Annotated in this window: 12 protein-coding genes and 1 riboswitch; of the genes, 7 read left to right on the top strand and 5 right to left on the bottom strand. The window is 68.1% G+C overall.

Going from position 1 to position 12,941, the window contains the following annotated elements; genetic code table 11:
• Positions 1-85: 85 nt before the first annotated feature.
• On the bottom strand, positions 86-652 hold the full coding sequence (locus OG558_RS42160; RefSeq protein WP_405068034.1) for an O-methyltransferase: 567 nt from the start codon (positions 650-652) through the stop codon (positions 86-88).
• 299 nt (positions 653-951) lie between these two features.
• Here OG558_RS42160 and OG558_RS42155 point away from each other — a divergent pair, with 299 nt between their 5' ends.
• Positions 952-2,001, top strand: a complete 1,050-nt coding sequence (locus tag OG558_RS42155; RefSeq protein WP_405068033.1) for a 3-isopropylmalate dehydrogenase — start codon at positions 952-954, stop codon at positions 1,999-2,001.
• Between the two features lie 46 nt (positions 2,002-2,047).
• Positions 2,048-3,139 carry a branched-chain amino acid aminotransferase gene (locus OG558_RS42150; RefSeq protein ID WP_329479784.1) on the top strand — a complete coding sequence of 364 codons (1,092 nt, stop codon included), beginning with the start codon at positions 2,048-2,050 and terminating at the stop codon, positions 3,137-3,139.
• A gap of 62 nt (positions 3,140-3,201) precedes the next feature.
• Here the strand turns inward: OG558_RS42150 and OG558_RS42145 are convergent, their stop codons facing one another.
• On the bottom strand, positions 3,202-3,696 hold the full coding sequence (locus OG558_RS42145) for a hypothetical protein (protein ID WP_405068032.1): 495 nt from the start codon (positions 3,694-3,696) through the stop codon (positions 3,202-3,204).
• 102 nt (positions 3,697-3,798) lie between these two features.
• Here OG558_RS42145 and OG558_RS42140 point away from each other — a divergent pair, with 102 nt between their 5' ends.
• The 3 genes from OG558_RS42140 (at position 3,799) to OG558_RS42130 (ending at position 6,274) form a co-directional block, all read left to right on the top strand.
• Complete coding sequence (locus OG558_RS42140) at positions 3,799-4,206, top strand: hypothetical protein (protein ID WP_405068031.1); 408 nt, start codon at positions 3,799-3,801, stop codon at positions 4,204-4,206.
• 245 nt (positions 4,207-4,451) lie between these two features.
• Positions 4,452-6,041 (top strand): citramalate synthase, encoded by a 1,590-nt coding sequence (gene cimA, locus OG558_RS42135; protein ID WP_405068029.1) that lies wholly within the window; start codon positions 4,452-4,454, stop codon positions 6,039-6,041.
• Entirely contained in the window at positions 6,038-6,274 is a 237-nt protein-coding gene (locus tag OG558_RS42130) for a hypothetical protein (RefSeq protein ID WP_329479775.1), read from the top strand. Before cimA ends, OG558_RS42130 begins: the two co-directional genes overlap by 4 nt.
• Here the strand turns inward: OG558_RS42130 and OG558_RS42125 are convergent.
• Complete coding sequence (locus OG558_RS42125) at positions 6,261-7,517, bottom strand: MGH1-like glycoside hydrolase domain-containing protein (RefSeq protein WP_405068028.1); 1,257 nt, start codon at positions 7,515-7,517, stop codon at positions 6,261-6,263. The genes OG558_RS42130 and OG558_RS42125 overlap by 14 nt on opposite strands.
• Before the next feature lie 91 nt (positions 7,518-7,608).
• On the opposite strand from OG558_RS42125, the gene OG558_RS42120 reads away from it, so the two are divergent.
• Both OG558_RS42120 and OG558_RS42115 read left to right on the top strand, forming a co-directional pair.
• Positions 7,609-8,061, top strand: a complete 453-nt coding sequence (locus OG558_RS42120; RefSeq protein WP_405068027.1) for a MarR family winged helix-turn-helix transcriptional regulator — start codon at positions 7,609-7,611, stop codon at positions 8,059-8,061.
• Between the two features lie 75 nt (positions 8,062-8,136).
• Entirely contained in the window at positions 8,137-8,709 is a 573-nt protein-coding gene (locus OG558_RS42115) for an isochorismatase family protein (protein ID WP_405068026.1), read from the top strand.
• A 67-nt stretch (positions 8,710-8,776) separates the two neighbouring features.
• Here OG558_RS42115 and OG558_RS42110 read toward each other — a convergent pair whose 3' ends face one another.
• The gene (locus OG558_RS42110) at positions 8,777-9,877 is read right to left on the bottom strand and encodes a ribonucleotide-diphosphate reductase subunit beta (RefSeq protein WP_405072288.1); all 1,101 of its coding nucleotides are present in this window, start codon (positions 9,875-9,877) and stop codon (positions 8,777-8,779) included.
• Entirely contained in the window at positions 9,838-12,651 is a 2,814-nt protein-coding gene (locus OG558_RS42105; RefSeq protein ID WP_405068025.1) for a ribonucleoside-diphosphate reductase subunit alpha, read from the bottom strand. The genes OG558_RS42110 and OG558_RS42105 overlap by 40 nt, the downstream gene beginning before the upstream one ends.
• Positions 12,652-12,783: 132 nt before the next feature.
• Positions 12,784-12,910, bottom strand: a riboswitch (cobalamin riboswitch).
• Positions 12,911-12,941: the final 31 nt, after the last annotated feature.

The following is a 12,941-nucleotide window of genomic DNA, read 5'->3' as shown; positions in this document are numbered from 1 at the left end:
CTGATTTACTGGAAGCGGTCAGCCGCCCGCAGGCGCATGGCGGCTGGCAAGGGCCCGGGCTCCATAGCCCGGGCCCGCTTCATGTTCAGTGCCGGGTGGCGAGGAGTACGGCGGCGTCCGGCGCGACCATCACCTCGACGGTGGTGAAGCGCTTGTCCATCAGCCATTCCTGCCGGAGCGTGTCGACGCGGCCCTCGTACATCGGCGGCCAGACCGCCGACGGCGTGAAGTCGTCGAGGACGACGAAGCCGCCGGGCTCGACCACGTCCGCGATGATGTCGCGGGCCGAGAGCTTCGCCTCGCGCGCGTCGACGAACAGCAGGGCGAACGGGCCGCGCTCGATCAGCGCGGTCCAGTCCGCCGAGACGACCTCGATCCGCTCGTCCGCGGCGAACAGCTCCGCCACCACCTGCGCCAGTTGCGGGTCGCTCTCCGCGGTGACGATCCGGGTGCGCTCGCCGGCGCCGCTGCGCAGCCAGGCCGAACCGACGCCGCAGCCGGTCCCGAGCTCACCGAGCAGGCCCGTCTTCGACGCCGCGAGCGACGCGAGCAGGCGACCGGTCTCGTTGCGGGTGGAGCTGACGAATCCCCGCCGGCCGGACAGGCTGAGGGCCGCTGAAACCAGCGGCGGCAGTTCTGGAGGAGCACTCACCGGTTGAGAGTTGCACAGCTCTGGTCCAGTACCAGCACCGGGATCTCACATAGCGGGACAAGCTGCCCGCATAGTGGTGAAATAGTCGGACGCCAGAGTAAATTCGGTCGCACCCTGCCGCCCGCATCCTGTCTCGGGAGGAGCAGCATGTACGAGATGTATCCAGCCAATTGGCCCGCGATCGACGCCCGGGAACGGAAGGCGACCCGCCGTCGCCGGCCGTCCCGCCTGGCGAGCGATGAGGTCAAGGCTGTCCAAGAGGCCATGAACCGCCGTGACAATGGGGGAGAACCCAAGAAGTGAGCGACAAGAAGAACTTCACGCTGGCCGTCGTTCCCGGGGACGGGATCGGACCCGAGGTGACCACCGAGGCGCTCAAGGTGCTCGACGCGGTTGCCGCACAGCACGGCGTGACGTTCGACCGGACCGAGTACGACCTCGGCGCGAAGCGCTGGCACGCCACCGGTGAGACGCTGCCGGACGCCGAGCTCGAGGAGATCCGCAAGCACGACGCGATCCTGCTCGGTGCGGTCGGCGACCCGAGCGTGCCGTCCGGGGTGCTCGAGCGCGGCCTGCTGCTCAAGCTCCGGTTCACCCTCGACCACTACGTGAACCTGCGCCCCTCGAAGGTCTACCCGTCGGTCGGCTCCCCGCTGGCGAACCCGGGCGACGTCGACTTCGTCGTCGTCCGCGAGGGCACCGAGGGTCCGTACGTCGGCAACGGCGGCGCACTGCGGGTCGGGACGCCGGCCGAGATCGCCACCGAGGTGTCGGTCAACACGGCGTACGGCGTGGAGCGGGTGGTGCGGGACGCGTTCGCCCGGGCCCAGGCGCGGCCGCGCAAGAAGCTCACGCTCGTGCACAAGAACAACGTGCTCGTGCACGCCGGCCACCTGTGGAAGCGGACCTTCGACAAGGTCGCCGAGGAGTTCCCGGAGATCGCCGTCGACTACCTGCACGTGGACGCGGCGACCATCTTCCTGGTCACCGACCCGGCCCGGTTCGACGTGATCGTCACCGACAACCTGTTCGGCGACATCATCACCGACCTGGCGGCCGCGATCAGCGGCGGCATCGGGCTGGCCGCGAGCGGCAACATCAACCCGGACCGGACCGCGCCGAGCATGTTCGAGCCGGTGCACGGCTCCGCGCCGGACATCGCCGGCCAGCAGAAGGCCGACCCGACCGCGGCGATCCTGTCCGCCGCGCTGCTGTGCGAGCACCTCGGCCTGACCGAGGCCGCGACCGCGATCGAGGCGGCCGTCACCGCCGATATCGAGGAGCGCACCGGTGCGATCCGGACCACCGCCGAGATCGGTGACGCGATCGCCAAGCGCGCTGCGGGCTGAGAGGCGACACTCGCATGACCACTTGGCCAAGAGGTACGGTGCGGCTATGAGCGCCGATCTGCAGTTCACCGTTGAGCCAACCACCCAAGCGGCCAGCGACGACCAGCGCGCCACGATCCTGGCGAACCCGGGATTCGGGCAGTACTTCTCCGACCACATGGCGATCGCCACCTGGTCCAAGGAGAGCGGCTGGCACGACGCGAGGATCACCGCCTTCGGACCGCTGGAGCTGTCTCCGGCCACCGCGGTGTTCCACTACGCCCAGACCATCTTCGAAGGGATGAAGGCCTACCGGCATCCCGACGACTCGATCCACATGTTCCGCCCCGAAGCCAACGCGGCCCGGTTCGCGCGGTCCGCGCACCGGCTCGCGCTGCCGGAGCTGCCCGAGGCAGCCTTCCTGGAGTCGCTGCGCACGCTGGTCGAGCTGGACAAGGCCTGGGTGCCCGCCGGTGGCGAGACGTCGCTCTACCTGCGGCCGTTCATGTTCGGGTCCGACCCGTTCCTCGGTGTCCGCCCGTCCGCGCAGGTCACGTACTGCGTGATCGCGTCGCCGGCCGGCTCGTACTTCTCCGGCGGCGTCAAGCCGGTCCGGATCTGGCTGAGCGAGGAGTACACCCGGGCCGCCCCTGGTGGCACCGGCGCGGCGAAGACCGGCGGTAACTACGCCTCCTCGCTCCTGGCCCAGGCCGAGGCGATCGAGGAGGGCTGCGACCAGGTCGCCTTCCTCGACGCGGTCGAGAAGAAGTGGGTCGAGGAGCTCGGCGGGATGAATCTGTACTTCGTCCTCGACGACAACTCCGTGGTCACGCCGGAGCTGTCCGGCACCATCCTCGAGGGCGTCACCCGGGACTCGATCCTCAAGCTGGTCACCGACCTCGGCTACACCGTGACCGAGCGGAAGATCTCGATCGACGAGTGGCGCGATGGCGCGGCCTCCGGCACGGTCCGCGAGGTGTTCGCCTGTGGCACCGCCGCGGTGGTCACCCCGGTCGCCTCGCTGAAGTGGAAGGACGGCGACGTCCAGGTCGGCGACGGCAACGGCGGCCCGGTCACCGCGGCCGTCCGGAGCGCCCTCCTCGACGTCCAGTACGGTCGCGCGGCCGACCCGCACGGCTGGATGACCCGCGTCTGCTGATTCCGCTTACGTCCGAAGAACTGTGGCCTATGACCCACAGTTCTTCGGACGTTGTGCTGTGATCAGAAGCGGGTGGCCGAGCGGGCGGCCACGCTGACGAAGACCGCCACCAGCCAGATGCCCAGGGCAACGAACGGCGCTCCGGTCCAGTGCAGGTCGGTGAAGTCCGACAACGCCTTCCCGGTGACGATGATGACCACGGTGATCACCAGCCCGGCAGTCCCGGCCACCAGCGCGTACGTCGACTCCGCCGGTGCCAGCAACAACGACAACGCGAGCAGCAGGTAACCCAGCAACAGAACGACCCCGAGCGGGCCCAGCGGTGCGTCCTTCCCCGGTGCCAACCCGAACAGACTGGTCCCGCCGTACACGTCGATGGTCATGCTGGTCCCGCGATCCAGGACGAACCACGTCGGCGCGAGCACGACAAGCAGCGCCAGCCCGGTCGCGAACCCCATCAGCCGGAACTGCAGTTCTTTGAGTTGGTCTGTGTCTGCGGCGCGAGACAGCGGTGCCTTGAGGATCTCGATGGCCTCGCGATCGTCCTGCTCGGACACTGACGGTCCTCTCTCAAGCGACTGTTTCACAGCATCTTCTCAGGTCTGGGGTGCAGACGGACGGTCGCTGTCCACAGGCCGGGTTCGATAGGGTCGGGGATCATGAGCAGCTTCCCCGACGATGTCGAGGCCTACTACGCGGAGCTCGCCGACCGGCGCTCATGGTCGCCGGAGACGGTCACCGCGATCCGCGCCACCGTCGAGCTGATCCGGGATCTCGACCGCGGCACCGCCCCGCGGACGTACGGCGCGATCGCCGACGACCACGGCACCGACTGGCTGTACGAGGCGGTCTGGCACGAGCGGGAGTGGGTCGTGGTCCGCCAGCTCGGCGTGGGGGAGGACGGCGACGTCACGCGGTACTGGTGGCAGCGGCTCGAGGACGACCAGGGCATGCTCACCGACCAGGCCCTGGACCGCGACGAATGGGGCCTGCGGCCCCTGTCCCGCGAGGACTTCTACACCGCCTGGGACGACCCGGGCTGGTCCCTGACCATGCTGACGGCCTGAACTCCGCCGTACGCGGTAGTACTGGTTCGCGTACTGAATGACCGTGATACGAGACGCTCCCGCCATCGCGTGGACATTCTGTGGCAGACTGCCAAATGTCATGAAGAACTACCAGGTCATTATTACCTAGGCGCGCTCAGCCAGCAGTACCTGAGCGCGCAGACCTCTCGCACCTTGCGGGAGGTTTTTTGTTTGCCCCCGACGTCACAGTTCGAACACCGCCAGCCCCCCTCGGAAGGCCGATCATGAGCATCTCGGACGAGTTCCACGTCTATGACACGACTCTGCGCGACGGGGCGCAGCAGGAGGGGCTGGCGCTGTCCGTGGCCGACAAGATCGCCATTGCGCAGCACCTGGACGACCTGGGCGTGGGCTTCATCGAGGGCGGCTGGCCCGGCGCGGTGCCGAAGGACACCGAGTTCTTCGAGCGCGCCCGGACCGAGCTGCACCTGAAGAACGCGACCTTCGCGGCCTTCGGCGCGACCCGGAAGCCGGGGACGACCGCGGCCGAGGACGCGCTGGTCGCCGCGCTCCGCGACTCCGGCGCGGGCGTCGTCACACTCGTTGCCAAGAGCCACGATGCGCATGTCGAACGGGCGCTGCGTACCACGCTCGACGAGAACCTCCGGATGATCGCCGACACCGTCCGTCACCTGCGCGAGCACGGTCAGCGGGTCTTCCTCGACACCGAGCACTTCTTCGACGGCTACCGCGCCAACCGCGCATACGCGCTGGAAGTGGTACGAGTAGCCACCGAGGCCGGTGCCGACGTGGTCGCACTGTGCGACACCAACGGCGGGACGCTGCCCCGGGAGCTGCAGGACATCGTCCGCGACGTCCTCGATTCCACCGGCGCACGCCTCGGCATCCACTGTCACAACGACGCCGGCTGCGCGGTGGCGAACTCGATCGCCGCCGTCGAGGCCGGCGTCACGCACGTCCAGGGCACGATCAACGGGTACGGCGAACGCACCGGCAACGCCGACCTGCTCGCGATCGTGGCCAACCTCGAGCTCAAGCGCGAGATGGACCTGCTCCCGGCCGGCAAGCTGGCCGAGTCGTTCCGGATCGCGCACGCGATCGCCGAAGTGACGAACGTTCCGCCGTCGACCCGGCAGCCGTACGTCGGTGTGTCCGCGTTCACCCACAAGGCGGGCCTGCACGCCAGCGCCATCAAGGTGGATCCCGATCTCTACCAGCACACGGATCCGGCCCGGGTGGGTAACGACATGCGGATGCTGGTCTCCGAGATGGCCGGCCGGGCGAGCGTCGAGCTGAAGGGCCGCGAGCTCGGCTTCGACCTCGGCAACGACCGCGACCTGGTCGGCCGGGTGACCGACCGGGTCAAGGAGATGGAAACCCGCGGGTACACGTTCGAGGCCGCGGACGCCTCGTTCTCGCTGCTGCTGACCGAGGAGGTCACGGGGAAGCGGCCCAGCTACTTCGACGTCGAGTCGTGGCGAGTGATCACCGAGTCCCGGGCCGACGGCGAGGCGGTGTCGGAGTCGACGGTGAAACTGGTCGCGGGCGGCGAGCGGGAGATCGTCACCGGTGAGGGCAACGGCCCGGTGAACGCTCTCGACCATGCGCTCCGCACCGCGATCGAACGCGCGTACCCGGCGGTGAACAAGTTCGAGCTGGTCGACTACAAGGTCCGCATCCTCGACCAGGGGCATGGGACGGACGCGGTGATCAGAGTGCTGATCGAGACCGCGGACGGCGAAGGTTCGTGGGTGACGGTCGGGGTCGGGCACAACATCGTCGAGGCGTCCTGGGAGGCGCTCGTCGACGGCTTCACCTTTGGTCTGCTGCGTCACAAGGAGGTCGTCCGATGAGTCTGCTCGCGGTCGAACGCATCACCACGGTCTTCACCGCGCAGGTGGTCGAGGTCGAGGGGATGCTCGCGCGCATCGCCGTACTGCTGAATCCGTACGACGTCCGCGAACTCGCACTGTCGCTCGATCAGGGCGAGTTGCGGGTCGTCGTCGAGGGCGACGGTTTCGACGCCGGCCGGGTCGCTGCCCGGCTGGCGAAGGTGATCGGCGTCTTGGACATCACGTACTCCTGAGCAGGTCGAGCGTCAGGGCAGCTGTCCACGAGAAGTCCCGCGCTCCGCGGGCAGCTCCGGTGAACGGATCGACGTACTCGGCGAAAGTCGTCTCCGCGGCCAGCGCGAGTACGTCGTCCCGCAGCACGCCGGCCGCCTCGTCGTACCCGAGCTGGGCCAGGCCGCGGTGGATCACCCATGCGGTGTTGAACCAGCTCGGCCCACGCCAGTACCGGGACCGGTCGAACGCGGGCCCGGTCAGGTCGTAGCTCGGCACCAGCTTGACCTGGCCGAGCCGGAACTTCGGTCCGCGCGCGGTCGCCAGCAGCTCGTCGACCTGGCGCAGCTCGGGGACGAGCAGCGGAACGAGCCCCGAGATCGTGTCCGCTCCGACCAGCCGGTCGTCGTGCAGATCGCGCGCGTGAAAGTTGCCATTGGCAAACAGTCGTTCGAGTGCCGTCGTCAGTTCGGCCGCCGCGCTCAGATGTGGCGCAGGATCGAGTGCCAGCTCCTCGGCGATCGAGGCGAGCGCGTGCTCCGAGACGATCAGCAGGGCGTTGAAGCACGGATCTTCGAGCGCGAACTCGAAGGGTGTCCGGGTGTCGTCGTAGCCATGGTCCCGGTACGTCGCGGCGAGCCGGACATACCGTCCGTAGTCGAGGTCCGTCGGCCGATCGGTGCCGCTGGCATGCTCGGTGTCCCTGCGGGTGAAGGTGTCCGGCGGCGCCGGTTCGACCCGCGCCAGCGCTTCGTCCCAGGCCGGGCTGTTGTCCATTCCCGACTCCCAGGGATGCACCACGGAGACCAGGCCACGGCCACCGAGATCCCGGCGTTCCCGCAGATAGGCATGCCAGGCAACGAGCTTCGGATACAGCCCGGCCAGGAAGTCGCGTCGTACCGACTCCGCCTCGTCGGCCTGGTGGGTCAACCAGACGGCGAGTGCGTGAACCGGGGGCTGGACGATCCCCGAGGTCTCGACGCCGCCGGGGGTCGATGCCTGCCAGAAGTCGGGTCCCGGGAAGTAGGCGTCTCGCGGCACGCTGGGGGAGAAGTTGATGTGCGGGATCCGTCCGTCCTGCCACTGCGAGGCGAACAGCGACTCCAGTTCGATCTGAGCGCGCTGTGGTGCGGCATGTCGCAGTCCGATCGCGATGAATGCGGAGTCCCAGCTCCACTGATGCGGGTACAGCGAACGCGACGGCACCGTCGAACGGCCGGTCCAGTTCTCGTCCAGGACCCTCGTCGCAGCGTCCCGAAGCTCCACCAGGCTCACACGGTCTACGTGATCACACCCGGAGCGGGTCGGCAACCTCCCCTGTTTAGTCAGTTCGGACTGATCAGTTTATGCTGTTCAGATGAGTGCAACGATCTCGGCGTCGGCGGTGCAGGCTGCCGGCGAGGTGCGGGTGGTCTTCGGCCGCGTCAAACGCCGGTTGAAGGAGCTCGCGGACAAGGACGACCTGACCCCGTCGCAGTCGTCCGTGCTCAGCCGGCTGGACAAGGACGGTCCGGCGTCGGCCAGCGAACTGGCGGCGGCGGAGCGGGTTCGTCCGCAGTCGATGGCCGCGATCCTGTCCGCCCTCCGCGCGGCCGACCTGATCGAGCGCCATCCGGATCCTCAGGACGGCCGTCGCCAGGTCATCTCACTGACCACGACAGGCCGGCACCGGATCCAGGGTGACCGGAGGGTTCGGCAGGAGTGGCTGGCCCAGGCCCTGCAGGACAACTGCACGGAAGCCGAGCGGCAAACCATCGTGAAGGCTCTGGCTCTCCTCGACACCGCCCTCGAGGCGGCGGCCTCGCGGTGACCCCTGCCCCGGCCAGATTCGACCGGCCCCCGCCCGCTGGGATCGGTCGTCCACAACCCAACTGAGAGGCTCATCGTGCCCGTCACCACCCTCGACCCGAAGACCGCCCTCGTGGTCATCGACCTGCAGAACGGCGTCGCCGTCCTTCTCGGCGAGCCGTATTCCACCGCGGACGTGATCAACCGGACGGCGGAGCTCGCCGATGCTTTCCGCAAGCACGACCTTCCGGTCGTCCTGGTCCGGGTCAGCTTCGCCGCCGACGGTTCCGATCGCCTGCCCGGGCGCACCGAGCTTCAGCGCCGGACCGGTACGCCGACCGCCAACGCCGCCGAGATCGTCGACCAACTGGCCGGGCATCCCGAGGACATCATCGTCACCAAGCGGAACTGGGGCGCGTTCTACGGCACCGACCTCGACGTCCACCTGCGCCGCCGCGGTATCACGCAGATCGTCCTGACCGGAATCGCGACCAGCATCGGCGTCGAGTCGACCGCCCGCGCCGCCTACGAACACGGCTACAACGTCACCCTCGCCACCGACGCGATGACCGACCTGTCCGCCGACTCCCACGACCACGCCCTCACCCGGATCTTCCCCCGCCTCGGCGAAACCGGCACCACAGCCGAGATCATCGCGCTGCTCGGCTGACTCCTCGTCGCCCTGATGACGGCGCGCGCCCGCCAGGGCAGGTCCTGGCGGGCGCGCGCCGGCTACCTCAGTCCCAGCTCAGGCCGCTTGATGACTGGTACTCGATGACGCGGGTCTCGAAGAAGTTCTTCTCCTTCTTCAGGTCCATCACCTCCGACATCCACCCGAACGGATTGCGGGTCTCGCCGAAGATCGGGGCGAGGCCGATCTGCTCGGCGCGGCGGTCGGTGATGAAGTGCATGTACTGCTCGCACAGCTCCGCGGTGAGGCCGAGCATGCCATTCGGCATCGTGGCCCGCCCGTAGGCGACCTCCAGTTCGCAGGCCTCGGTCAGCATCTGCCGGATCTCGGCCTGGAACGCCTCGGTCCACAGGTGCGGGTTCTCCTGCTTGATCTGGTTGATGCAGTCGATGCCGAAGTTCAGGTGGATCGACTCGTCCCGCAGGATGTACTGGTACTGCTCGGCGATGCCGACCATCTTGTTCCGCCGGCCCAGCGACAGGATCTGCGCGAACCCGGTGTAGAACCACATCCCCTCGAACACCACGTAGAACGCGATCAGATCGCGCAGGAACGCGGTGTCGGTGGCCGGCGTCCCAGTGCGGAAATCCGGGTCTTCCAGGTGCTGCGTGTACTTCAGCGCCCAGGCGTCCTTGTCCGAGATCGATGGCACCTCGCGGTACATGTTGAACAACTCGCCCTCGTCCAGGCCGAGCGACGTACAGATGTACTGGAAGGTGTGCGTGTGCACGGCCTCCTCGAACGCCTGGCGGAGCAGGTACTGCCGGCATTCGGGGTTGGTCAGCTGCCGGTAGACGGCCAGGACGATGTTGTTCGCGACCAGGGACTCCGCAGTGGCGAAGAACCCGAGGTTGCGCTTGAGCATCAGCCGCTCGTCGTCGGTCAGCCCGTCGCGTGCCCCTGGTTGACGCCGCCACAGCGAGATGTCGGCCTGCATCGCCACCTCGGTCGGCATCCAGTGGTTGTTGCATGCGGCAAGGTATTTGTCCCAGGCCCACCGGTACTTCAACGGCAGCAACTGGTTGACGTCGGCCCGCGCGTTGATCATCGCCTTGTCGGCGACCTCGACACGCGACGCGCCGACGGCGATCTCACTCAATCCGGTCGTCACTGGCAGGCCTCGCAGTCCGGGTCGTCGATGGAGCAGACAGCTCCCGCAGGTTCAGGAAGTGCAACCGCTACCGCGTTCAGTCGTCCATCCGTGCCCGTCAGCGTGGACTTCTCGACGTGGGTTGCTGACTGGGAACGCAGGTAATAAGTCGTCTTGAGGCCATATCGCCACGCCGATCGGTACAGCTCGTCCAGCGCCCGGCCGGACGGCGCGGCCATGTAAAGGTTCAGCGACTGCGCCTGGTCGATCCACTTCTGCCGCCGCGACGCCGCCTTCACGAGCCACATCGGGTCGATCTCGAAGGCGGTCGCGTACAGCTCGCGCAGGTCGGCCGGCACCCGCTCGATCCCGGCCAGGACGCCGTCGTGGTACTTCAGGTCCGACACCATCACCTGGTCCCACAGCCCGCGCGCCTTCAGGTCGGCGACGAGGTACGGGTTCGCGACGGTGAACTCACCGGACATGTTCGACTTCACGAACAGGTTGCTGTACGCCGGCTCGATCGACTGGCTCACGCCGCAGATGTTGGAGATCGTCGCGGTCGGCGCGATCGCCATCACGTTCGAGTTCCGCATGCCGTCGCGCAGCACCTTCTGCCGGAGCACATCCCAGTCGAGCTGCGTGCTGTCGTCGACGATCACGTCGCCGTCCCGAGCGGCCCGGAGCAGCTCGAGCGAGTCGATCGGCAGGATCCCCTTGCTCCACAGCGAACCGTCGTACGTCGAGTAGCGGCCACGCTCGGCGGCGAGGTCGCTGGACGCCTCGATCGCGTGGTAGCTGATCTGCTCCATCGCGCTGTCCGCGAACTCGACCGCGGCGTCGGAGGAGTACGGGATCCGCAGCGAGAACAGCGCGTCGGCGAAGCCCATCAGGCCGAGGCCGACCGGGCGGTGGCGCTGGTTCGCGCGCTCGGACTCGGGCGTGGTGTAGAAGTTCACGTCGATGACGTTGTCGAGCATCCGGACCGCCGTCTTCACGGTGTCGCGGAGCAGATCGGCGTCGAGACCCCCCTCGGTCAGGTGCGCGACCAGGTTGACCGAGCCGAGGTTGCAGACCGCGGTCTCCTCGACCGTCGTGTTGAGAGTGATCTCGGTGCACAGGTTCGACGAGTGGACCACGCCGTCATGCTGCTGCGGCGAGCGCAGGTTGCAGGCGTCCTTGAAGGTGATCCATGGATGCCCGGTCTCGAACAGCACGGTCAGCATCCGGCGCCACAGGTCGACGGCCTTGACCCGCTTGAACACGCGGATCTCGCCACGGTCCGCCGCCGCTTCGTAGCCGGTGTACGCCTCGGCGAACGCTGCGCCGTACAAGTCGTGCAGGTCCGGGACCTCGTTCGGCGAGAACAGGGTCCAGTCGCCGCCCGCCTCGACGCGCTGGAGGAACAGGTCCGGCACCCAGTTGGCCGTGTTCATGTCATGAGTACGACGCCGCTCGTCGCCGGTGTTCTTGCGCAGGTCGAGGAACTCCTCGACGTCGATGTGCCAGGTCTCCAGGTACGCGCAGACCGCGCCCTTGCGCTTGCCACCCTGGTTGACCGCCACGGCGGTGTCGTTGGCGATCTTCAGGAACGGTACGACGCCCTGCGACTCACCGTTGGTGCCGCGGATCTTGGCGCCGATGCCGCGGACCGGGGTCCAGTCGTTGCCGAGGCCGCCGGAGTACTTGGCGAGCAGAGCGTTGTTGCGGATGCCGTGGAAGATGCCGGCCAGGTCGTCGTCGACCGTGGTCAGGAAGCACGACGACAGCTGCGGCCGAGTGGTGCCGGAGTTGAACAGCGTCGGCGTCGACGACATGAACCGGAACGAGCTGAGCAGTTCGTAGAACTGGATCGCGCGCGCCTCCCGGTCGTCCTCGCGCAGCGCCATCCCCATCGCGACCCGGAGGAAGAACGCCTGCGGCAGCTCGAACCGGACCTTGTCGATGTGCAGCAGGTACCGGTCGTACAGGGTCTGGAGAGCGAGGAAGGTGAAGTCGAGATCGCGCTCGGGACGGATCGCGGCGGCGAGCCGGTCGAGGTCGAAGGTGGCCAGCTCGGCATCGAGGTGACCGGCGTCGATACCGACCTGGATGTAGCGCGGGAAGTAGTCCGCATACGCCTCGGTCATGTCGGCCTGGCTGGCCTGCCGGGGCTCGCCGTGCACGCGGCCGAGGGCCTCGCGGCGGATCTGGTCCAGCAGCAGGCGGGACGCGGCGAAGCTGTACTGCGGCTCGGTCTCGACGTAGGACCGGGCGGCCATCACCAGCGCGAACTCGACCTCGTGCTGTGCGATGCCGTCGTAGCAGGAGCCGAGAGTCTCGTCGAGGATCAGCTCGGGGTCGACCGAGTCGAGCCCATCGGCCGCTTCCGCGACGATCACCCGCAGCCGGTCGACATCCAATGGCGCGGTGCTGCCGTCCGCGGCGCGCACCGAGACCGCGGGCCGCTCGGCGATCCCGGCCGGGTCAGATGGTGTCCTGGCCTTGGTCCGCTCCTCGCGGTACAACACATAGGCCCGGGCGACCTGGTGCTCACCGGCGCGCATCAGCGCCAGCTCGACCTGGTCCTGGATGTCTTCGACCTGGACGCTGCGGCGGGTGTCGCCGCGGCTGGTCAAGGCGCCCACGACCCGGCCGGTCAGCTCGGCCACCAGGTCGCGGACCCGGTGGGTGGCGCCGGCGTCGGCGCCCTCGACCGCGAGGAACGCCTTGCTCATGGCAACGGAGATCTTGGTCGGATCGAACGCGGTGCTGCTGCCGTCACGGCGGACGACGGTCAGCTGGATCGGCTGGTCGGTCGTCACCGCGGAGGATGAGGAAGCAATAGTCACAGGTGTGCTCTCCACAAGAGTTCGGAGGACCGTTGCCGCACGGATGGGCGCATGACGAGGCAGGCAGCTCCGGCCGGGAACGCTGCCGCCACGCCCTGCGACCCACCCGCGAGGTCTCGGACCGCGCGCACCGGCGGTGCGCGCGCCGGTGGCAGGTATCCGGACTCGCGGACAGTGTCCGCTCACCGTTGCGGGGCAGTTCCGGATTCGCACCGGATTCCCCTGTTGCCTCGGAGTGGCCCACATCTTGTGGTGCCGGACGCGATGAGCTGTCCAAATATGTAGAGCCG

Source organism: Kribbella sp. NBC_01510, from assembly GCF_045040325.1.
GTDB lineage: Bacteria > Actinomycetota > Actinomycetes > Propionibacteriales > Kribbellaceae > Kribbella.
Note: the sequence above shows the minus strand (reverse complement) of the source record. Positions and strands in the feature narration are given on the sequence as shown.

Bases quoted from the DNA above. Each gene is read 5' to 3' on its own strand.
- cimA (WP_405068029.1), top strand. From the start codon at position 4,452: ATGAGCATCTCGGACGAGTTCCACGTCTATGACACGACTCTGCGCGAC.
- OG558_RS42130 (WP_329479775.1), top strand. From the start codon at position 6,038: ATGAGTCTGCTCGCGGTCGAACGCATCACCACGGTCTTCACCGCGCAG.
- OG558_RS42150 (WP_329479784.1), top strand. From the start codon at position 2,048: ATGAGCGCCGATCTGCAGTTCACCGTTGAGCCAACCACCCAAGCGGCC.
- OG558_RS42140 (WP_405068031.1), top strand. From the start codon at position 3,799: ATGAGCAGCTTCCCCGACGATGTCGAGGCCTACTACGCGGAGCTCGCC.
- OG558_RS42120 (WP_405068027.1), top strand. From the start codon at position 7,609: ATGAGTGCAACGATCTCGGCGTCGGCGGTGCAGGCTGCCGGCGAGGTG.